At 64.9% G+C, this 21,326-nt stretch carries 22 protein-coding genes; 10 read left to right on the top strand and 12 right to left on the bottom strand.

The window, feature by feature from the left end; all coding sequences use genetic code 11:
• Nucleotides 1-239: 239 nt before the first annotated feature.
• The 5 genes from CGLY_RS05585 to CGLY_RS05565 form a co-directional block, all read right to left on the bottom strand.
• Nucleotides 240-419 (bottom strand): hypothetical protein, encoded by a 180-nt coding sequence (locus CGLY_RS05585; protein ID WP_144313635.1) that lies wholly within the window; start codon nt 417-419, stop codon nt 240-242.
• An 86-nt stretch (nt 420-505) separates the two neighbouring features.
• Nucleotides 506-1,561: an SGNH/GDSL hydrolase family protein gene (locus CGLY_RS05580; protein ID WP_038547183.1), complete on the bottom strand. Its 1,056-nt coding sequence runs from the start codon at nt 1,559-1,561 to the stop codon at nt 506-508.
• A gap of 88 nt (nt 1,562-1,649) precedes the next feature.
• Nucleotides 1,650-2,846, bottom strand: a complete 1,197-nt coding sequence (locus tag CGLY_RS05575; protein WP_038551536.1) for an MFS transporter — start codon at nt 2,844-2,846, stop codon at nt 1,650-1,652.
• Nucleotides 2,843-4,051 carry an MFS transporter gene (locus CGLY_RS05570; RefSeq protein WP_081803791.1) on the bottom strand — a complete coding sequence of 403 codons (1,209 nt, stop codon included), beginning with the start codon at nt 4,049-4,051 and terminating at the stop codon, nt 2,843-2,845. The genes CGLY_RS05575 and CGLY_RS05570 overlap by 4 nt, the downstream gene beginning before the upstream one ends.
• A 5-nt stretch (nt 4,052-4,056) precedes the next feature.
• Nucleotides 4,057-4,623 carry an RBBP9/YdeN family alpha/beta hydrolase gene (locus CGLY_RS05565; protein ID WP_038547177.1) on the bottom strand — a complete coding sequence of 189 codons (567 nt, stop codon included), beginning with the start codon at nt 4,621-4,623 and terminating at the stop codon, nt 4,057-4,059.
• Between the two features lie 57 nt (nt 4,624-4,680).
• Here CGLY_RS05565 and CGLY_RS05560 point away from each other — a divergent pair, with 57 nt between their 5' ends.
• Genes CGLY_RS05560 through CGLY_RS05545 form a run of 4 tightly spaced genes read left to right on the top strand, consistent with a single transcriptional unit; the run spans nt 4,681 to nt 7,377 of the window.
• The gene (locus CGLY_RS05560; protein WP_038547175.1) at nt 4,681-5,040 is read left to right on the top strand and encodes a MerR family transcriptional regulator; all 360 of its coding nucleotides are present in this window, start codon (nt 4,681-4,683) and stop codon (nt 5,038-5,040) included.
• Nucleotides 5,027-6,811: an ABC transporter ATP-binding protein gene (locus CGLY_RS05555; protein ID WP_052539728.1), complete on the top strand. Its 1,785-nt coding sequence runs from the start codon at nt 5,027-5,029 to the stop codon at nt 6,809-6,811. The genes CGLY_RS05560 and CGLY_RS05555 overlap by 14 nt, the downstream gene beginning before the upstream one ends.
• A gap of 53 nt (nt 6,812-6,864) precedes the next feature.
• Nucleotides 6,865-7,098 (top strand): hypothetical protein, encoded by a 234-nt coding sequence (locus CGLY_RS05550; protein ID WP_038547172.1) that lies wholly within the window; start codon nt 6,865-6,867, stop codon nt 7,096-7,098.
• A gap of 6 nt (nt 7,099-7,104) precedes the next feature.
• Nucleotides 7,105-7,377, top strand: a complete 273-nt coding sequence (locus CGLY_RS05545; protein ID WP_038547170.1) for a hypothetical protein — start codon at nt 7,105-7,107, stop codon at nt 7,375-7,377.
• 137 nt (nt 7,378-7,514) lie between these two features.
• On the opposite strand, the gene CGLY_RS05540 is transcribed toward CGLY_RS05545, so the two are convergent.
• Both CGLY_RS05540 and CGLY_RS05535 read right to left on the bottom strand, forming a co-directional pair.
• Nucleotides 7,515-8,429, bottom strand: a complete 915-nt coding sequence (locus CGLY_RS05540) for an NADP-dependent oxidoreductase (protein ID WP_038547168.1) — start codon at nt 8,427-8,429, stop codon at nt 7,515-7,517.
• 35 nt (nt 8,430-8,464) lie between these two features.
• On the bottom strand, nt 8,465-8,863 hold the full coding sequence (locus CGLY_RS05535) for a MerR family transcriptional regulator (protein ID WP_227590399.1): 399 nt from the start codon (nt 8,861-8,863) through the stop codon (nt 8,465-8,467).
• A 267-nt stretch (nt 8,864-9,130) separates the two neighbouring features.
• Between CGLY_RS05535 and CGLY_RS05530 the strand changes: the two genes are divergently transcribed.
• A complete protein-coding gene (locus tag CGLY_RS05530; RefSeq protein ID WP_052539727.1) occupies nt 9,131-10,123 on the top strand; it encodes an ABC transporter substrate-binding protein in 993 nt (330 codons plus the stop codon).
• A gap of 459 nt (nt 10,124-10,582) precedes the next feature.
• On the opposite strand, the gene CGLY_RS05525 is transcribed toward CGLY_RS05530, so the two are convergent.
• Entirely contained in the window at nt 10,583-11,800 is a 1,218-nt protein-coding gene (locus CGLY_RS05525) for a Cmx/CmrA family chloramphenicol efflux MFS transporter (RefSeq protein WP_038547162.1), read from the bottom strand.
• A gap of 140 nt (nt 11,801-11,940) precedes the next feature.
• Here CGLY_RS05525 and CGLY_RS05520 point away from each other — a divergent pair, with 140 nt between their 5' ends.
• Nucleotides 11,941-12,534, top strand: coding sequence for a TetR/AcrR family transcriptional regulator (locus tag CGLY_RS05520; protein WP_038547159.1), 594 nt, complete (start codon nt 11,941-11,943; stop codon nt 12,532-12,534).
• A 28-nt stretch (nt 12,535-12,562) separates the two neighbouring features.
• Here the strand turns inward: CGLY_RS05520 and CGLY_RS05515 are convergent, their stop codons facing one another.
• Nucleotides 12,563-13,768, bottom strand: a complete 1,206-nt coding sequence (locus CGLY_RS05515) for an MFS transporter (protein ID WP_227590398.1) — start codon at nt 13,766-13,768, stop codon at nt 12,563-12,565.
• A 101-nt stretch (nt 13,769-13,869) separates the two neighbouring features.
• Entirely contained in the window at nt 13,870-14,469 is a 600-nt protein-coding gene (locus CGLY_RS05510; protein WP_038547154.1) for a TetR/AcrR family transcriptional regulator, read from the bottom strand.
• Between the two features lie 70 nt (nt 14,470-14,539).
• On the opposite strand from CGLY_RS05510, the gene CGLY_RS05505 reads away from it, so the two are divergent.
• The 4 genes from CGLY_RS05505 (at nt 14,540) to CGLY_RS05490 (ending at nt 17,896) form a co-directional block, all read left to right on the top strand.
• Nucleotides 14,540-15,679 (top strand): FAD-dependent monooxygenase, encoded by a 1,140-nt coding sequence (locus tag CGLY_RS05505; RefSeq protein ID WP_038547151.1) that lies wholly within the window; start codon nt 14,540-14,542, stop codon nt 15,677-15,679.
• Between the two features lie 10 nt (nt 15,680-15,689).
• A complete protein-coding gene (locus CGLY_RS05500) occupies nt 15,690-16,385 on the top strand; it encodes a histidine phosphatase family protein (RefSeq protein ID WP_038547148.1) in 696 nt (231 codons plus the stop codon).
• Between the two features lie 127 nt (nt 16,386-16,512).
• Nucleotides 16,513-17,097, top strand: a complete 585-nt coding sequence (locus tag CGLY_RS05495; RefSeq protein ID WP_038547145.1) for a DUF3090 domain-containing protein — start codon at nt 16,513-16,515, stop codon at nt 17,095-17,097.
• A 22-nt stretch (nt 17,098-17,119) separates the two neighbouring features.
• Nucleotides 17,120-17,896 carry an SCO1664 family protein gene (locus CGLY_RS05490; protein ID WP_038547142.1) on the top strand — a complete coding sequence of 259 codons (777 nt, stop codon included), beginning with the start codon at nt 17,120-17,122 and terminating at the stop codon, nt 17,894-17,896.
• Here CGLY_RS05490 and CGLY_RS05485 read toward each other — a convergent pair.
• The gene (locus tag CGLY_RS05485; protein ID WP_052539726.1) at nt 17,893-19,908 is read right to left on the bottom strand and encodes a vWA domain-containing protein; all 2,016 of its coding nucleotides are present in this window, start codon (nt 19,906-19,908) and stop codon (nt 17,893-17,895) included. The genes CGLY_RS05490 and CGLY_RS05485 overlap by 4 nt on opposite strands.
• Nucleotides 19,901-21,319, bottom strand: coding sequence for a magnesium chelatase (locus CGLY_RS05480; RefSeq protein ID WP_227590397.1), 1,419 nt, complete (start codon nt 21,317-21,319; stop codon nt 19,901-19,903). Before CGLY_RS05480 ends, CGLY_RS05485 begins: the two co-directional genes overlap by 8 nt.
• Nucleotides 21,320-21,326: the final 7 nt, after the last annotated feature.

Genomic DNA, 21,326 nt, shown 5'->3' with positions numbered 1-21,326 from the left:
GTTCGCCGCGCCGGATTCGGTGTGGTCGGAAGCGGATTCCGGGCCGGTTTCCGGGGTGGTGCGGGCCGGGCTGACGTGCCTGGTCCCGACTCCGTGCGTGCCCCTGTCATCTGAGACACCGCTCAGGACGAATCGGAGGCCAGAATGGCCCTGAGGGGTGACTCAGATAACGAGCGCGTTCTGCCGATCCCTGTAGCAGCCATACGACGTGAAGCCGCAGGGACCCACAGTTACCTGAGCTACCTGTCAGCCTTGCGGTTTACCCAGTGGACGATCGCCGCGCCGAGGAGGACAAGCGCAAAGAAGATAAGCCCACCGACGAGGGACTCGTTCCGTACTGCGAGCCATATCGCCATGACTGCGCCGAAGATCCCGACGATCACTGCCTTCGGTTCCACCGACCCTTTGCGATCAGCCATCATGGGCTCCTCTCATCAGCGGTCAGGATGCATTTCATCCTACTGGACTAACGATCATCAGATTCGTGTCCGGAAAAGGGGCGTCGTCAGCCCTGCATGTCCTCGTTGACCTTCTCAAGAACTCGGTCTGCGATGATCTCGTTTGTCCGGGTCGTGAGGTGAACCCGACCAGCGAACACATAGTCCCGGTCAGCGGTCGGGCTCTTCCACTCGCCTTCGTCACACCACTCAACGTCAGCAGGAGCGCAGGCATCCTCATTCGCGCCGTGTGTGAACCCGTAGTCCTCCGGAGCTGCCACGATGTCGCTCATCAGTGCGTACAAATCAAACAGGTCCACGCGCGGGTCATCAGGTAGCGATGACTCAAGCTTTTCGTTGTACACATCTGTCATCTCCCCCATGAAATCCTGTGTCGCCCCGTTGTCGGACCACGGCGCATCAGCGAGATCATAAAGGTTGAAAACAAGAACGTGCTCAGCCCCGTTATCCAGGATCTTCTGCACCGTCTCGCCGGCGGATTCAGCAGCTGATTCAATCCTCGATCGTTCAGCCTCCGCGACGTCGTCGGGCAGCCGCTCATCGTTGCTCAGTCCCTCCGCGATCTCCTCATTCTGGCTCGGGTCGAAGTTCAGAGCGACATCATTTGTCCCGATGAACAGCGAGATGAACTGGTCCGAACGGAAAGAATCATGTTGATCAAGATATCGCTGCAGCTGAACAGTCGCGGCGATCGGGGTACCGTCGGGATTGTCAGATACAGCCGAATAGGGTTCGTCAGCACGGGCCCCGCCTTCCGCATAATTCAAGCCACCTGGGCCAGGATTTCCTGGAATCCCCTGATGCACATCGTCAACATTGGCGACATGTTCATTACTGTCGGTGGACTGCCCGAACTCCTCAGCCACCATCTGTGCCCAGCTTTCCCCCGGCATGGTCGTCCAGCGAAATCCGTAGGTCCCCGCATCAGTCAGACTGTCTCCGAAGAAGACGCCTTCGTTGATCCCGGAAGCTTGCTCAACTGCCGACCCTGATTCAGTATCCGACGCATCCGGCCCCGCGCCGTTGGAATCCTGCCCACTGCAGCCAACCAACATCATTGATGTGAACAGCGCTACCGCTCCGGAGGTGATGGACTTCTTCACGGGATCTCCCAGCTTCCTTGATAAGTGTAATTTCTTATGCAAATCATTATTGTCGCGAAAGGTACGCCAGTGATGCAAATCACCCTCTCTACGATGACGTCGGCCGACAACCGACCACGAGCACCAGGACAACCAGCGCCACCATCGCCGATGCCTGCGGCAGCCATACAACTGACTGTGCCAGGATCGGGGCACCCAACGCTGAGCCAGCGGCGATACCGACCTGGACGCTGGTGACGTACACCGAGGACGCCCGGTCAGCGTCACCCTCCGCGATACGCAGGACGCCGGTCTGAAACACCGGGCCCGTGGCAGCGAACGCCAGCCCCCACACCGCCGCAGCAACGAACACTCCCGCAGACTGCAGCCCCGGCGGCAGCGGCAGCATGGCCAGCGCCAGGATCACCAGCCCGCCAGCGAACGTCGACATCGTGATTACCTCCGCCCGTCGTGCCCCGCGGTCGATGACGCGTCCGATGAGGACCGTACCGACAGCTCCAGCGAGGCCGAAGAGCATGAGGATCGCCACCACGAGCCCCGCTGCTCCCGTGACCTCGGTGACGATGACTGCGATATAGGTGTAGGAGATGAAATGCGCGGTGACAAGCAGGATTGAGATCCCGCAGAGCACCAGCACGGCGCGCCAGTTCACCTCGGTGCGGGACGTCCCCGCGTCCCCGTGTGATACCGCGACCCTCTCCCCCACTGACCGTAGGGAGTAGAAGACGGCAACGGTGACCGCGATCGTCACTCCGGTGAGCAGAAGAGCAGTGGCCCGCCAGCCGATGAGCCCACCGATGAACGTGGTTCCGGGGCTGCCGAAGATCAACGCCAGCGAGGCTCCGCCGAACACCACGGCAGTCGCGGTACCGACCCGCTCACGCGGAACGAGCGTCGCGGCGGCGGGCGCCACCAGCGACCAGACCACGCCGTGAGTGAGTGCAGCAATGAGTCGGCTGACAGCGAGCATCGCAAACGACGTCGATGCGACGGTGAGCGTTTCCGCGATGACAAGGAAGACAAGCGCGACAACGAGGGCAGCCCGACGGGATACCCGCGAGGCAAGCGCGACCGTGGGAATCGTGGCGCACGCAGCGACGATCGCATAACCACTGACCAGCAGACCGACCTGCCCTTCACTGACGTTGACGCCGTCTGCGATGTCCCGGATAAGGCCGACGGGAAACACCTCGAAGGTGACGTAGACGAACGTCGCCGCGGCAAGCGCGATCAACTTGGCCATCGTTGTTGCGTTGACTCGGGTATGCCCCGTGGATCCTCTCATCGCGAAGCCTCGCTCCCCGCTGCACTCCTGTCCGTCGTCGACGCAGTGGTACGCCGAGCGGCATACACGACCTGCGCGATCACGAGTGCGCCGAGCGCACCGAACAGGGCGGCAGCGAGAGTCACGGCGCGGACGCCGAAGCCGAGAGTGATGACCTGTCCCCCGGCCCACGAACCGAGCGCGGCACCCAGCGCGAAGGCGGCCATATTGACCGTCAACGACAGTGTCGGGGCGTCTGACGCCGTCGAGAGGATCCTCACCTGGAGCCCCGGGATCAGCGCGAACGTCGCGACCGAGAACAGGATGAGCACTACTGCACTGCCGACCGCCGACGGGGCGGCGATCCAGAAGATGACGCACACGACGGCAAGCGTCCACGAGAGTCCGAGGACGGTGCCCTCAACGGAACGGTCGGCGCACCGACCACCGATAACGTTCCCGATAATGGAGCCAACGCCGTAGGCAAGGAGTACTGCGGACACCCACGCAGCGGGGAAACCTCCCACATCCGTGAGCAACGGCACCATGTAGGTGATGACCGTGAACATGGCACCCGAGCACAACACGGTGGCCAGTACGGTGCCGATCACCTGCCAGTTCGCGAACGCGCGGAACTCATGTCGCACGGAGGAGTGGACCGATGCTCCACCAGCGTCGGGAATCGTCAGCAGGATGAGCACGATCGCGATGGAGGCAAGGACGGCGACGGTGCCGAAGGTTGCCCGCCAGTCCACCTGCTGCGCCATCAGCGTTCCGAACGGCACGCCGAGCACGGTGGCCAGTGTCACACCGAACTGCGTGCCTGCCACCGCGGACCCTTGTCGGTTCTCCGCGACCATGGCGCCGGCGGTGACGACACAGACAGCCATGAAAGTTCCCTGAATGACGGCGGTGATCACTCGACCGACGAGCAGGACGCCGAAGCTGGGGGCGGTGGCGCAGACCACGTTGCCGAGGACGAAGACGAGCAGAAGAAGGACCAGCAGGTGTTTGCGTCGGATACGGGTGGTGATCGCCGTGATGACCGGACCGCCGAAGACCACGGTCAATGCGTACACGGTGACCAGGAGTCCGGCAGTGGGAATGGTCACGGACATGTCCCGGGACAGTTCGCCCAGCATGCCGCTGGGCGAGAGCTCAGCGGTACCGACGCAGAAAATGGCCAGAATCAGGACGGCCATACGGGCGTACATGGGGTCTTTCATGACTCTCACTGTCCGATGACCTCCAGGACCTCAGGCAGTGAGGTAACACCGTCAGAGGCCAGGAAATGGCCCGCACCGGGGACAATCCGTGCCGGTGTTCCCAGAAGCTCGGCAAGCCGGTCTGTGTGTGCCGCGGGCACGAGGGGATCGTTGTCGGAGCGGAGGAGGACTATCTGGTCAACGTGACTATCCAGTCCCGTCACATCGCACCCGTCCGCAATGTAGTCATCGAGGTCCGGCAGCGCGGGGAGCGTGTCGACGAACCCGGAGACCAGTACAAGGGTCCCCACCCGCCATGCTCCACTCAGCGCTCGCAGGTACCGGAGCACGGTGAGGCAGCCGAGACTGTGCGCGACGATGACGGAGTTTTCGTCCACTTTCCCTACTGCCGCATGGACGGCGTCGGTCCAGTCCACGGGATCCGGGTTGAGCGAGTTCGGGAGCGCGGGGACGGCCGTCGGGATGCCGTCGGAGCGAAGGCGTTCAGCCAACCAGCCGAACCAGTGGTCCTGTGGTGTCGCTGCGTAGCCATGGATGATCGATGCATGTCGTGGGGTTGTTCCAGTTACCATGCGACGGAACGATAGGGCTTCACGTTAGTGTGAAGGTCAAATCCACGAGGAGGACATGTGCTCATCGGTGAACTGGCGGACCGGACCGGGGTATCCACCCGCGCGCTGCGACACTACGAGGAACGCGGCCTGCTGGTCCCGCACCGCGACACCAACGACTACCGGATCTACGCAGAGCAGGATGTTGTCCGGGTGGCGCAGATCCAGACCATGATCGCTGCCGGCCTGGGAACTGATCCGATCCGCCGCTACATCGACTGCGCCCGCACCGGTAACCACGGCCTGTCGCTGGAGATGTGCCCGGATCTCCGGGCCGAACTCGATGCCCTGGCCGCACATCTGACGATGCAGCAGAACACACTCGAGCAGAAACGCGAGCGCCTGTGCGCTCTCTCCGCCGACCATGACGACTCCTGACTCCCCCACGCCCGCAGTCCCCCTCCGCGCGGGACTGTCTCTGCTGGTCTCCTACGCGCGACCACACCTGCGCATTCTCCTCGTCGGCGTTCTTCTCGGACTGTTCGCGACCGCGGTCACACTGGCGACCCCGATGGCAGCGAAATGGGTTCTGGACGGGCTGGGGACCGACCGTAGTCTCGCCGGCCCGGTGACAATCCTGGTGGCGCTCCTGCTCGTCGGCACCCTCGCCGGCTTCGTGCAGAGCGTGCTGCTCGGCCGACTGGCGGAACATATCGTGTTGGATGCCCGCCGGTCGCTGATCCACCGGTTCTTCCGTGCACGGTTGGAGCAGATCCAGCGTTTCAAGACCGGCGAGTTGGTCACCAGGGTCACCAGCGACACCGTACTGCTCCGCGAGGCCGCAACGTCCAGCGTTGTCCAACTGATCAACGGAGCGGTCTCCTTGGTCGGCACCATCGTTCTGATGGCACTTCTCGACCTGCCTCTGCTGGCAACCACGTTGCTGGCACTGCTCATCATCGGCGTGATGTTCGGCGTTCTCGTGCCCCAGATCGGTAAGGCCGACAAACAGGCGCAGGACGCGATCGGAGGGCTCGGGTCAACGCTGGAAGGCGGGATGCGGGCACTGCGTACGGTGAAGTCGAGTCGTGCCGAGGACCGCGAGATCGACCGGGTCACCGGCAAGGCTGAAGAGTCCGCACGCTACTCCATCCGGTCCGTCTGGTACTCGTCACTGATCTGGACGGTGGCCGGCGGCGGCATGCAGCTGGCGATTATCGTGATTCTGGGGTTGGGTGCCTGGCGGGTGAGTTCCGGTGAGCTGGCTGTATCGACCCTGGTGGCATTCCTGATGTACGCCTTCAACATTGTTGATCCGATCACCTCACTGGCCGGGGCTTTCTCGTCGGTGCAGTCGGGTCTGGCCGCTGCGGCGCGGATCCAGGAGACGGAGCATCTGGCGCTCGAAGACACCGACGCACGGCCGGCCGACGGCCCCCAGAATGCGTCCTCGGACGGCGGGCCGGCGCTGGCGCTGAGACAGGTGACGGCCGGTTACCAGGATGCCGATGAACCGGTACTGCATGATGTGACACTCGAGGTCCCGCGGACCGGGCATCTTGCCGTCGTCGGGCCGTCCGGTGCCGGGAAGACGACCGTGTTCTCGCTGCTGCTGCGTTTCATCGACCCTCGCTCAGGACGACTCGAACTCGACGGCGTTCCCTACGAGCGGTTGAGCATCAACGATGTGCGCTCACGCATCGCCTATGTCGAGCAGGAGACCCCGGTCATCCCCGGTACGGTCCGGGACAACGTCCTGTTCCGCTCCCCCGGCGCGTCCGACCGGGACGCGTGGGATGCCCTTGCCGCCGTGCAGTTGGACGCGAAGATCCAGACGCTCCCGGACGGACTCGACAGTGCTGTGGCCGACACCAACCTCTCCGGAGGCGAACGCCAGCGCCTGGCCGTGGCACGGGCCCTGGTGCACAGACCGGATGTTCTGTTGCTGGACGAGGCCACCGCGCAATTGGACGGCACGACCGAAGCCGCGATCCAGAAGGTCATCAGTACAGCTGCCCGAACTGGGGCCGTGGTGACCATAGCCCACCGGCTGTCCACCATTCTCGATGCTGATCAGATCGTGGTGCTGGACGGAGGAAAGGTCCGTGACTCCGGTACCCACCGGGAGCTCGTTGGTCGCGATGAGTTGTACCGGGAGTTCATTGAAGCCCTGCGCATCCATACGGGAGCGCCTGATTCAGATGCTTAGTTGCGGTGGTTTGTAAGGTTGGCAAGCAACCACACAACAAGTAACCTTGTGCCATGGAGCCCGAACCGCTCATCCTTGACAGCGCCTACCGACACGGTGTCACAGAGGCGGCAATACTCCATGCGCTCCGCTTCCCTGTCCGCCACTTCGTGCAAGACGACTCAATGACGATGTTTATAGGTCCGGATATTTCCGGCACGCTCATCGAAGTCGGGGTCATCGAATGGCACGAGGTCATCGCCGTCGCCCACGCCATGCGTCCGGCCCGATCCAAGTACCTGAGGTGAACAACAATGACTCGACGAACCATTGCCGAGATCAAGGCGCGTGCGGACAAGTTCGCCGACGCCTTCGAAGACTACGACCCCAAGACCACAGACCAGAACGCACCACTGCCTCCGGTGATGGCCGTCAAACTCGCAGCCTGGCGACGTGACGTCGCTGAACGAGAGTTAGCCGACGCGGTACAGGCCGCGCGTAAGCAGCAGTTGTCGTGGCGTGAAGTTGGCGATGCTATCGGCACCAGCGGTGAAGCTGCCCGCCAGCGCTACGGCGCCAGCGCATAACCCTCGTTACACGCCGCCATGTGCGCCGGGAGAATGCTCCAGCTGCGTAGGGGGCATGACCGGCGCGCAATCATGCGCCGACGTGCTTCAGCCTGGAAATCTACCTGGTTTCTAGGTGATGGCAGTGATCGCCATCATCAGGGAACCAGCAGAATCTTTCCGGCCGGGTGGCCCGTCTGACTGAACGTCAGCGCGTCTACGGCCCGCGCCAGTGGAAAGGTCGCACCGATCCTCACGTTGACCACGCCCCGCGCAGCCAGTGCCACGGTCTGTTCCAACTCGTCCGCCGGGTGTCGCACCCACGGAATTCCGGCGGCGTCCGAGTGGGGGTCTCCCCACGCCGTAACGGCACGACCACGCGTGCCCAGGACCTCGCGAGTCACGGCCACCGTTTCCCGCCCGCCGACGGCGTCAGCGACGGCATCGATGGGACGGTGGCGTCTCAGTGAGTCGAGAAGCCCGGGGCCGTACTCCACGGCTACCGCGCCGAGCGAGCGCAGGTAGTCGTGGTTGCCTGCCGACGCCGTCCCGATGACCTCGGCTCCCCGACTGACGGCGACCTGCACTGCCGCCGAACCGACGCTGCCGGCGGCTCCGTGCACCAGCAGTGTATCCCCCGCCGCCACATCAAGGTTTTCGACCAATGAGTATCCGGCCACAGCAGAGGACGGCAGCCCTGCCGCCTGCTCGATACTCAGCGAGTCCGGACGGGACACGACGAGGCTGGCATCCACCACCAGATGCTCCCGGAAAGCCCCTCCACGGGCACCGGCTATCACCGGATCACCGATGTGCAGATGAGCCACTCCAGTTCCGACAGCCTCGACCACCCCTGTGCCGGCCCACCCCGGGACGTGTGGAAACGGCACACGGTCAGTGTGCCGGAAGTATCCGGCGACCATCTTCCAATCCACCGGATTGACCCCGATCATCTCCTGCCGGATCCGCACCTCCCCGACTCCAGGAGCGGAGAGTTCCTCAGGCTCCCAGCAAAGGACGTCCGGGCCACCGTAGCGGTAGTAGGCGATTCGATTACTCGTGACGTTGCTCATGGTGTCGACGCTAAAGGCTCACACCAGTGTGAGAGTCAAGTCGTCGTGGGCTGTGGGCTGGCAGTGATCACAGCATCCAGTGCCGTCACTGAGGCGCGTAGTGCGTCAATACGGTCGAGGAGCTCATCACGCTCAGCGACGAGTTCGTCGTAGAGGTCCGAACAGGCCAGCGCCACAGGATCACCCTCGTGGCCCTGGAGACACGGCAGGATGTGTTCGATCTTGTGGGTGCTCAGCCCCGCAGACAGCAGAGCCTGGATACGATGCACACGGTCAACATCAGCGTCGTCATAGACCCGGTACCCGCTGGACAGCCGAGCCGGGTGCAGCAGGTTCTGCTCCTCGTAGTAGCGCAGGGAACGGATACTCACACCGGTCTGCCGCGACAGTTCACCGATCCGCATCGAGGACTCCTTCCCGGGGTTGGCTCTCACATAGGTGTCAGAGTCTAGGGCGTGACTCCTAAAGGTGCGAGCCAGGCGACGACCACTGACAGCACCGCCACCGCCCGGTACACAATCGTCAGCTTGTCATAGCGTGCCGCCGGCCGTGGACCGCAGGAGCTCCGGACGCGGTGACGGGGTTCCTGACGGATGTCCGGTGAGCGACGATTTCTGTCGCTTGGCATACTGGTCCGCTCTGTAGCCTCTACCAAGGTAACCCTTTGCTGAGGGGGCGATTCACGACAATGAGGAGCGAAAATGACTGCAACGGCCCTGACGCAGAAGGCGTCCCTGCTGCGTCGGACGGCGGCGACGGTGCTCGCCGCCCTGACCCTGAGTGCGACGGTGAGCTGCTCGACCGATGACGAGGAGGACACCGCGACAAGCACCCAGGGTGGAATTCACACGACTGATCCGCTCGGTCATGCAGTGGACCTAGAACACGAACCGACCGCCGCAATGGGTTTTTATACCACTGACGTGGACATCCTCGCGACCCTGGGGATCCCACTCGCCTCCACTCAGCCGGTGCGTGACGGCTACGACTCGTTCCCGTCCTATTTTCCGCAGGATGCGCTGAAGAATGTGACGGATACCTTCGTCAACTATCCCGAGGTTAATTATGAGGCGGTGGCGGATGCTGCCCCGGACTTCATCCTCAACGGGATCGGCGGCTTGGAGGAAGCGCACGACAAGTTGTCCGCCGTGGCTTCGACCTACTCGAACAACTCCTTCGACGGCGAACCGTGGCTCAGGCACTTCGAACGCACCGCCGCCGATTTGGGCAGGGAAGAGCATCTGACGCAGTGGAAAGACAGATACACTGCTGCGACTGAGGACTTCCGGGCGAAGATAGAATCTTCCGGCCACGGTGAGCTCACCGTGGGAACACTAGGGTTCTACGACAATAAGTTCAACGTGGGCTGTTACGCCGGACTGGAGTGTGGTGTGTTCTCCGACCTGGGCCTGGACCTCATGGTTGAGGAGGGCGACCGGGATCTTGAGTTGAGCATGGAGCAGATCCACAGGCTCGCCGATCTCGACGCGGTGTGGATCGGGACCGTACAGGGGAAAACAGACGATGCCGACTTCGAGAACATGATGGATCAACTCAAAGACAATCCGCAGTGGCGGTCTCTGCCGTTCGTGAAGAACAACCGGGTCTTCACCTATGACATGGAGATGCAGTACGGGTCTCCCTCCGCCGCGCTCGCCTTCGCTGACCGTGTCTCGCAAGACCTGACGGACTGACGAGAGGAAACGCAATAAACAAGGCGGCTGGTCTCATCGCGGAGTCGGAGGACGCCATGGTACCCGAGGCGGCGAAGTACTCGAGCCTGAAGGGGGCGTCCTTCCGGTACGGCCCCGATTTTCGAGGGCAACGGCCACGAGGCCGGACTCTACGTTCCCGGAGATCCGCGTGTCGCCTTTCTCAGAGAGTTCGGTCTGATCGACAGTCCGAGCCGGGCCAAAGAGCTGGACCTGGAGACTCCAGATGACTTCAGTGGGGCGGTCAGGCTGGAGAACTCGGCGATGTCTCGGTCGGCTTCAATCAGAGACGGCCGGACACCATAGCCTGGATACACGCCCTAGAGTCAATACCGTTAAGTTAGTGGACTGACGTGCCTCCGGGACGGACACTCAGGGGTGGCCGCGCCTCTCAAAACCAACCGACGGTGCACGTCCCAGGAAGCCTCGCGCCTGTCACGCCTATCCACAAGGAGTCTCGACTCTCACCGCCTCCGTGCCGCACGGCTCCCGCCGTTGATTCGACGGTGCTCGTCTCGTCCTGCTGTCCAGGACCAGGTCCCATGCCCACAGCACCAGCGCGAGGACCGCGACCGCGGCACCGATAGCGGGAATGACCGGATAATCGTGCCCCGCCGACAGTGCCAACCCGCCGAGCCACGGTCCGAGGGTGATGCCAACGTTGAACGCGGAGACATTCCCGGACACCGACAACGTGGGAGCGTCCGGCGCAAGAGGGATGAAGCGCGAGTTCAACGCAGGGTTGGTGCTGAAACCGAGGAAGCCCAGCGCCACGACCAAGGCGATGACCGCGCCCGGATACTGCGCGAACACCGCCAACAGCACCGAGGTCACCAGCAGTCCGCTAAAACCGATACCGAGGACAGAACTCGGATAGCGGTCAGCGGCCTTTCCTCCGAGTGCAATACCCACGAGCGCTCCGAACCCGTAGCCGAACAACACCGCGGGCACCCAGGATGATCCAAGACCGGTGGTCTCGACCAGCATCGCCGAGAGGTAGGAGAACGTCCCGAGCAGTGCGGTGGTCGCCGTCGCCGTCATGGCATAGGACAACCACAACCGTGGAGGACGCAGGCCCCTGAGCTCGGCACGGAGGTTCGGCGGATTCTCCGGGCGCAGGGCAGGCACGCAGAACACAATGACGACAGCCGCAATAATCGAGAGCACCGCGACCGTCCAGAACGCACCCCGCCAGCCGAGGTGCTGCCCGATCCACGTTCCTGCCGGTAGACCGAGCACGGTGGCGACGGTCAGCCCGCCGGCGACGATGCCCATCGCCTGCCCACGTCGCTCAGGTCCCGCCAACGCCATCGCGGTACTCCCGCCGACGGCCCAGAACCCGGCATAGGCGAATGCTCCGATGAATCTCATGGCGAGCAACAGTTCATAGCTACCGGTGAGCGCGCTGACTACATGACTGAGAACAAACACCGCGAGGAACAGCAGGAGGGCGAAGCGTCGGGGCCAGCGCAGGGTCAGCGCCGCCAGCACCGGCGCCCCGACGAGCATGCCGAGCGCGAAAGCACTGATGAGCATTCCCGCCTGTGGGATGGTCACCTGCAGGTCATCGGCCATGTCGGGCAGCAGACCGGCAAGCATGAGCTCACTGGTGCCTTGGGCGAAGATGCCGAAACCGATACCCCAGATTGCCAGTGGCATCACAGCAGTACCCCCTTTTCGTACCCGACAACTGCAGTGTTCGTTCCCGTTAGCGATGTCATCGCCATCCTCCTTTTTATATCGAGTGCTATAAAAAGCGAACGTAGCACATTTTGTAGCGTCCGACATACAATGGGGGAATGACTTCCACGCCACCCCGCGGCAGGCCCCGCGGCTTCGACCGGGACACCGCCCTCGACACCGTGATCCGGGTGTTCTGGCGCAAGGGCTACGAGGCCACGTCGGTACGCGACCTCAGCCAGGAGCTGGGGATCGGGCAGCCCAGTCTCTACAACGCCTTCGGCGGAAAACGCGCCCTGTTCACCGAAGCAGTCGGCGTATACGACCACACGTACGGCGGATTCATCGATGCCGCACTCAACGAGGAGCCGACGGCCGCCCTCGCACTGCGCCGGATCCTGACGGAAGCACCACAGCGCTACACCCGCGACGGATTGCCCCCGGGTTGCCTGATTGCCGGTGGAGACGCCGGTACGGACGACGAGGACGTCCACCATGAGTTGTCCGAACTCCGCCAGCATAAGACGGCCCAGATCGCCGCCAAGATCGACGATGACACCGCAGCAGGACGTCTCCCCGAAGAAACAGACTCAGCCGCGACAGCGGCCTACGTGATGACTGTGCTGAGCGGGCTGGCCCAGCGAGCTCGTGATGGTGTTCCACAACACGACCTCGCCGCGATCACCCGGATGGCGAGCGCCGCACTCCCCTGACGCCAGGCACCTCAGGCGGGGTGAACACCTACGCTTCCACCCGGCGCAGGGCAGCGGCCCTGGCGATGAAGATGAGAATCAACCCGACAACAGTCAGTGCAGCACCGGTGAGCGTCGGACTACGCAGCCCGAACCCGGCAGCAATCGCAGCTCCGGCGATACTCACACCGACGGTGTTGCCGAGGTTGAAGGCCGCGATATTCGTGGCCGATGCCAGGGTGGCCGCGCCATGAGCATGCCGCATGACCCGCGCCTGGAGCCCCGGTACAGTGGCGAATCCCACGAGCCCGAGCAGGAAGAGCATGATGCCGGTCGCCACCGGCATCGCAGCAACAGCCCCGAGGACGAGCAGAACGACGGGCAGCAGCAGAGACAGGATCAGGACGGCGTTGTCGGCGTTGCGGTCAGCCGCCTTTCCACCGACGATGTTTCCCAGGAACAGACCGGCACCGAACAACACCAACAGCCACGGCACCGTCGCAGCAGAGAAGCCACTGACCTCACGCAGCAGCGGCTCGATGTAGGTGAAGACGCCGAACATGCCTCCGAAAACAAGCGCGGTGGTGAGCAGTGACGCCAGAACCTGCGGCCGTGCCAGTGCCCTGAACTGCTGGCCGACCGGGAGCTGGTCCTTCTCCGGCTCAGTGCGCGGGACGAGAGCGACGAGTCCGGCGAACGCCACCACGCCCACCACCGAAATGACCCAGAAGACCGTCCTCCACCCGAACTGCTGACCGATCAACGACCCGGCAGGTACACCGAGGACGTTGGCGATGGTTAGCCCAGCGAACAGCGCCGCCACCGCGGACGCCTGTCGTTGCCGCGGGACCAGGGATGCCGCCAGCACGGCACCGATCCCGAAGTAACCGCCATGGGCGAGTGCGGCGAAGACTCGCCCAGCAAACATGATCTCGTAGTTCGGCGACCAGGCGGACAACAGGCTTCCGGCGATGAAGAATGCCAGCAAAACCAGCAGCGCCTGCTTGGGCGGACGTTTCATCAGCAACGGAGTGAGAACAAGCGCGCCGGGCACCACGGCCAGGGCATAACCTCCCACAAGATGACCGGCGACGCTGATACTCACCCCCAGGTCGTCGGCGACTTCGGTGAGCAGTCCGGCAATCACGAACTCCGTGAGACCGATCCCGAAACCACCGATACTCAACGCGAGCAGGGCCAGGGAGGCGGTGCGTCGCGACATACCGCGTGAGCAGGTGTCTTCTACTGTTTCCATGCCCGTCACCGTGGCTTGGCGCGGGCCAGGTAGCCAGGCCCCTGCCGTGACTAGCACCGGCAGTGACAGTCATACCCGTAGCACCGCTTCCCACTCGACCATCAGCGTTCGCCGGCTACCAGTCCGGCAAGGTAGTTACGGACGATCCGCTCCGCACCGGCATCGTCGCTCACGTCGACACCACCTCCCCGAATGATCCGCCGCATCAGTAGGCCGTCGACCAACCCGACAAAATCGGCGGCCGCCTCCGCAGCGTCATCCACTCCAAGAAGCTGGAGGCACCGCTCTGCCGCTGCAACCAGGTGCGGCTGCACCGGTGGGTCCCCCGCCAACAGAGCGCGAATCTCGTCGTCGTGACGGTACTCGATGTGCAGAGCGATCCGGGCGACGTGCTCCTCCTCGCGCTGCAGCGTCGCCCCGATGGCCCGTGCAACAAGCGTTGCTGCAGTAGACACCGTGAGAAAATCCGGCCACTGCACCGCTGACATATCCGCTGTCGTACGCGTCGCCAACCGTCCCACGATGAGGACGATGAGGTCGCGCCGGGTACGGGCGTAGTACGACGTCGATCCGGCGGACAGGCCCACCTCCGTGTCGATGGCCCGGTGGGTGAGCGCACGCACGCCGCGTGACGCGATGATCCGGATTCCGGCGTCAGCGATCTCTGCTCGGCGGTCTTGCCCTTGTGACTGCTCCGACACATCGGCAATCCTAGTGGACGTCGAGTACTCTACATATGTAGAGCCACGACAACGCGAAAGGGTGTACGCCATGAGAATCGCCGTCATCGGTGCCGGGATCGCCGGACTGGTCGCCGCCGCAGGACTGCAGAGAGACGGTCACGACGTGGTCATCTTCGAACGTCGCTCCCACTCCGACGCTGTGGGCGCAGGGCTCACGTTGTTCGGCAATGCCTTCGAAGCCCTCGACCTCGTCGGACTCGGCGACACTGTCCGGGGAGTGTCCAGTGCCGCCATCGCATCGATGCGCGCCGGACAACGCTCGCCGTCGGGCGGGTGGTTGACCACCGCTCCGGCGTCGGCAACCGGGTCGATGCGCAGCGTTCACCGACAGGACCTCCACCGCGCCCTCACTGACAGTCTCGTGCCGGGGACGCTCCACACCGGTTCGCCCGCAACCGTCGATCCCAGCGGAGGGCCGCATATCGTCCTCGACCACGACACTGCACGCGTCGACCCGGTTGACCTGGTCATCGTTGCCGACGGGATCCACAGCCCCAACCGTCGGGTCCTGGGGTTGGACACCGGCCTGCATTACGCCGGGTACACCGCCTGGCGCGGCGTGACCAGCGAGCCGGTCGACATCCACGACGAGGCAGGAGAGACCTGGGGCCGCGGGCAGATCTTCGGCATCGTCCCCCTTCCTGACAACCGCATCTACTGGTTCGGGACGCTGAACTGCCCCGCCGGGACCATCTATCCCGAGGAACACGCCGAAGTCCGTCGGCGGTTCGCCGGCTGGCACCCACCGATCCAGGACTGCATCGCAGCCACCCCTCCGGGCGATCTGATGCGCCATGACATCTATGACCTGCTCACACCGCTCACCTCTCTGACGGAGAGACGTACCGTGCTCATCGGTGATGCCGCCCACGCCATGACCCCGAACCTCGGCCAAGGTGCGGGCCAGGGCATCGAGGATGCCGCTACTCTCACCGTCCTTCTCCGGGGCGTTTCGCCGGCCTCGCTCGGCGCTGCCCTCACCACCTACACGGAGTTCCGACACGCCCGGACGACATCGATCATGCAACGTTCCCGGTGGGCAGCACGCGTGGCGCAGGCCTCCCACCCGCTTCTCGCCGGACTCCGCGACACCGCCCTCCGACTCACACCCGGAGGTCTCCTCGGAGCAGCGAACCGCCGCATGCACCGGTGGCCCCGTCCCGGCTAGCCTCGATCCCATGGCCACAGTCATCCTGGTCCGACACGGACGTAGCACCGCGAACACCGACGGCATCCTGGCCGGGCGAACCCCCGGCGTCACCCTGGACGATACCGGCCGCGGGCAGGCGGAACGCACCGCCGGACGCCTGGCGACGGTCCCCCTGGTGGGAGTGGTCTCCAGCCCGCTGCAGCGGTGCCGGCAGACCGCCCAGGCCATCCTCGAGCACCAGTCAGGCACTCCGTCCTTCACCACCGACGACGGCATCACCGAGTGCGACTACGGTGACTGGCAGGGTCGCAAGCTCGCCGAGCTCGGTAAGGAAGAACTGTGGAAGACCGTCGTCGGGCGCCCCTCGGCGGCCGTGTTCCCCGACGGGGAATCCCTGGCGGACATGCAGGCCCGGGCCGTCACCGCGATCCGCGACCATGACGCCACCGTCGAATCGGAGCACGGCCCCGGCGCCGTCTGGGTCGCGGTGAGCCACGGAGACATCATCAAGTCCGTTGTCGCCGACGCATACGGTATGCCTTTCGACCATTTCCAGCGGGTGCACGCCGACCCTGCTTCCGTGTCGGTCATCCGCTACACCGCAGCGATGCCGCACGTCCTGTGCGTCAATACCTCGGACGGCGACCTGTCCTGGCTCGTCCCCGCTGCCGGCGACGGAGTACAGGTCGGCGGTGGGGCCGGGCATGACGGCGAGCCACGCTGAGCCGGTCCGCCACCGACGAGGCAGCAACCCGACAGGTCGGTCACACCATCCCCCGGGGTTGCTCTGTTACCGGGGCGGCTGGCGGACTCGCTGCACCGTGAGTGCCAAGACTCCTACAATGGTCTTTATGCCCACCACCACATACGGATTCGACTGGCCGGACCGCTTCGTTGTCGGCACTGTGGGGCTGCCCGGTGACCGGACGTTCTACCTGCAGGCCCGCGACCGGGGTGCGACGGTCAGCGTCTCCCTTGAGAAGCAGCAGTCCGCCGCCCTCGCGGAGGGGATCGCCGAACTACTCGACCGGCTCCGCAGTCAGGACGGCAACCCGTTCAATGTTCCCACTGAAACAGACGAACTGCTCGTCGACGATGATCCGTTGGACATGCCCGTCGACGAGGAGTTCCGGGTCGGGGTCCTGAGCCTGGGCTGGGATCCGAAGACCTCCCAGGTCGTCATCGAGGCCGCTCCCCCGCCGGAGATCGATCCGGAGGAGCTCGAGGAACTCCAGGCCTCCGTGGACGCCGACGAGCCCATCGAACTCGAGGTCGAGCCGGAGGAACTCCTGTCGGTGCGTATCCCCGTCGGCGCCGCGAAGGCATTCGTCGACCGGACGCTGGCGATCGTGAACTCCGGCCGCCCGCTCTGCCCCCGGTGTGGGCAGCCGATGGACCCCGACGGCCACGAGTGCGGCGGACCCGACGGGTTCTGACGTGACGGTACATCCTCCCGGAATGTCGACCGCGACACCTCCGCAGGGCGATCTTGAATTGGAGGGCCGGATTGTCTCGGCCTCCAATGCGACGTTCCGCGGCCAGATCGGTGAGACCACCGTGGTCTACAAGCCGTTGATCGGCGAAAAACCACTGTGGGACTTTCCTGACCGCACTCTCGCCCGCCGTGAGGTCGCGGCCTACACTCTGTCGGACGCACTGGGATTCCGTGTCGTTCCCCTGACCTGGTTGCGGGACGGACCGTTTGGCGAGGGCATGGTCCAGCTGTGGTGCGAGCCCCTCACCGGGCCGGGTCCCGTAGAGCTCGTGGCAACCCCGGACGCCTCGCGTCTGGAACAGGACGGATGGCGCCACGTGCTCGACGGCGTCGATGAGGAGGACGAACCTGTCTCCCTCTTCCACGAGGATTCCACCCCGTTACGCAGGATGGTTCTCTTCGACGTCCTGGCCAACAACGCCGACCGCAAGATCGGCCATATCCTGCCGATGGCCGACGGGCACCGGTACGGGGTGGACCACGGGCTGACCTTCCACACCGAGAACAAACTGCGCACCGTGCTGTGGGGATGGGTCGGAGAGCATCTCTCCGACGACGAACTCGCCGCCGTCCGGCAGGTGCGCGACGGGCTCGACGGGAGGTTGGGCGACTCATTCGACGAACTGCTCAGCGTGGCAGAAGTCGTGGCACTTGCCGACCGTTGTGACCAACTCCTCGGTACCGGTCGGTTCCCCGGTCCGCGCAGTGACATGCCTGCGGTCCCCTGGCCGCTCTACTAGCGGTGCCCGTGCCGGTGCCCCTGTCGGCGCCGCTGTCGATCGCGTGTCCGCGACCCCAGGTACGACTCCACCACTGCGGCACCGAGATCGCCGAGATCCGGTGCCACCACCGCCCCGCCGACACGACGGGCGACAGAGCCGATGAAACGGGCCAACCCCGGGTCATCGCCGAGCCGGAAGAACGTCGTCTGTGCCCCCGCCCGTGCCACGGCATCCAGCTCGTGCACCGTGTTCGCAACGGTCAGCGGATGAGGCGGGTAGTCGAAGAACGCCCGGCCACCGGATTCCAGGTGGGCGGTCGGTTCGCCGTCCGTGACGACGAGGAGCACCGGCCGGGCGTCCGGGTGGCGGCGGAAGTGACGGTGCGCCAGGAGCAGTGCGTGGTGCAGGTTGGTTCCCTGCTCCCACTCCGCCTCCAGACCGGTGAGCTGGTCGATGTCGGTGACCTGCGCACGACGCCCGAAGGTGATCAGTTCGAGGTCGTCGCCCCGGAACCTCGTCGTGACCAGCGTGTGCAGTGCAAGGGCGGTGCGCTTCATCGGCACCCAGCGTCCCTCCGTCGCCATGGAGAACGAGGTGTCGACCAGCAGGGCGACGCAGGCCCGTGTTCGTGCCTCGATGTCCTGCACCTCGATGTCGTCGATCTCCAGCCTCACCCCTGCTGAGGCGTCCGCACCATCGGTGACGGTCCGCCGCACGGCGTTGGCCACCGTCCTGGTGACGTCCCATGGCGCGGTGTCCCCGAACTCCCACGGGCGGGAGGCCCCCGACACCTCTCCTCCCGCGCCACCGACGTGCGCGTCCCGCTGGCCGCGGCGTGCCGACAGCCGGTCGGCCGCGTCCCGGAGCAGGGATTGTCCGAGTGTGCGCATCGCCTTCGGGCTCAGCCGCAGCCGCCCGTCCTGGCCGCGTCGCAGGGTCCCCGACGTCATCAATGCCGACTCCAGGTCCTGCAGCGACCGGACCTGGGCAGTGGCCTCATCCCCGAGCAGCCGCTGCAGGACGTCCAGGTCGACATCGCCCAGCGACGAGTCCGCGTAGGACTGCGACAACTGGTCGACGAGGCGGTCGAGGTCGGCGATGTCCTGGAACACACCCGTCCCGTCGCCGAGCCCGGCATGTTCCGGGGATTCGCCCTCCCCCATCGTCTCTCTGCCGCTCCAGTCCTCCTCCGGGCGCAGTACCTGCAGGTATCCGTCCAGGTGGCGCAGGGAGTCCAGGAGTCGCGGCGACCCGAAAGCCTGTTGTGCCAGGTCGTCGAGTTCCTCGCGTTGGTCCTGCGACATCGAGTTGCGCATCCGTTGGGCCGCAGCCGACCGTTGGGCCAGGGTGTCCAGCAACTCGTCGACCGTCCGTGGATTCTCCGGGAAGTACGCACCGTGCTTGTCCATGAACTCGTCGAACTCCCGCGGGGAGAGACTGCCGCGCTGGTGGGCGTCCAGGAGCCGATTGAGATCGTCGAGCATCTCCTGGGTCGCGGCACGGTCCTCCTCGGTCGCGTTCTCCAAGGCGTTCTTCATGCCGGCGAAGCGCTGGTCCAGCATCTCCCGGCCCAACAGGTCCCGGATCGTGTCGAAGGCCTCCTGCGCCTCGCTGCTCTGCCACCGGTAGTCGTTGAGTTCACTGACCGCGGCCGCGGCGGACGGAGGAAGGTTCTCCAACCGCATCTCGGCGAAGGCACGGTCGGTGTCATCGAGGGTGATGTCGCGGGCCAGTTGGCGGCGTTCCGCCAAGACCGCGGCATCGAGCAATGTCCGAATCTCCCGCAACGTCCCGTCCAGACTGGTGCCGTGGGTTGCTTCGCGTCGACGTTCCGCCACCCGGCGCGCTATGTCGTCGAGCCCCTCGCGTCGGAGGAACTCGCGGACCGCGTGTTCGGCGGAATCCCCTGCCATCACGTCCTCGCCGATCGCGTCGAGTGCGGCACTGAGGTCGACCGGTGGGGCCAGCGGATCGGGACCGCCGGTGTAACGTCCGAATCGAGCCTGCCTGGTGAGGCGCCTGTTAGCCATAGACCGTATCGCCTCCGACAATCTCCTTGTCGATCCGGCGGGAGAGGAACAGCGCCTCCAGGGCGAATTCGAGGGCCGCGGCACGTTGTCCGTCGTCCACGGCGTCGAGGCGCTGGCAGATGCGGTCGTAGAGGTCCGACCCCGGGATGTCGGGGAGCCCGGCGAGGAAGTCCGCGGCCGTCATCTGCTCGCCGGTGTTGATCAGAGTTCCGCCGTCCAGGGCCGCCACCAGGGGTTCAAGGTCGATCCCGCGGAACAGCGCCCGCGCCGTCGCCGCCGTCGCGGTACGCAGCAGGTGGTCGAGGATGTCGTCGGCACGGTCCTCCTCGCCGGACTCGAACTCGACCTTCCCACCGAGGACGTCGACCGCTGTCTCGAGGTCCACCGGTCGGGCCACCGGGCGGTCCTCTCCGTGTCTGGCCGCGCGGTGGACGGCGGCGGCCGCGATCGTCTCAGCTCCGGCGATGGCGAAACGGGCACTGACGCCGCTGCGTTGGTCGACGGAGGACGAGTCCCGCAGTGCACGGGTGAACCGGGCGAGAATCTCGACCAGGTAGTCGGGCACCTCCGCCCGCGGGTCGGTCCCAAGGTCCGCCTCCTGCCGGATGACGGCGATCTCGTCATCCAGGGCGACCGGGTAGTGGGTACGGATCTCGGCGCCGAACCGGTCCTTGAGTGGGGTGATGATCCGTCCGCGGTTGGTGTAGTCCTCCGGGTTCGCGCTGGCGACGACGAGAACGTCGAGGGGCAGCCGCAGGATGTAGCCACGGATCTGGATGTCGCGCTCCTCCATGACGTTGAGCATCGCCACCTGGATACGTTCCGCCAGATCGGGCAGTTCGTTGATCGCGACAATGCCACGGTGGCTACGCGGAATCAGACCGTAATGGATGGTCTCGGGGTCGCCGAGGCTCCGGCCCTCGGCGACCTTCATCGGGTCGACGTCACCGATAAGATCACCGACGCTGGTGTCCGGGGTGGCGAGTTTCTCGGCGTACCGCTCGTCCCGGTGGATCCAGGCGACCGGCAGGTCGTCGCCGAGTTCCGCCGCCCGGCGGCGGCTCTCAGGGCCGATCGGGTTAAAGGGGTGTTCCCTCAGTTCGGAACCGGCGATCACCGGCGTCCATTCGTCGAGGAGTCCGACCAGGGTGCGGAGCAGCCGGGTCTTGCCCTGCCCACGTTCGCCGAGCAGGACGATGTCATGCCCCGCGATCAGGGCGCGTTCCACCTGGGGGATCACGGTGTCTGCCAGCCCGTGGAGGCCGGGCCAGGGATCGCGACCGTCGCGGAGGGCGGTGAGGAGGTTGTCCCGGATCTCGGCGCGCAGGCTCTTCTGGACGTGGCCCGCGGCACGGAGGTCCCTGAGGGTGTTGATGGTGGTGATATCGGTGATGTCGGTGCGTTCGCTCACCCTCTCA

This window comes from Corynebacterium glyciniphilum AJ 3170 (genome assembly GCF_000626675.1).
GTDB lineage: Bacteria > Actinomycetota > Actinomycetes > Mycobacteriales > Mycobacteriaceae > Corynebacterium > Corynebacterium glyciniphilum.
The sequence above is the reverse complement of the archived record's forward strand: the minus strand, read 5'-3'. Positions and strand labels throughout refer to the sequence as shown.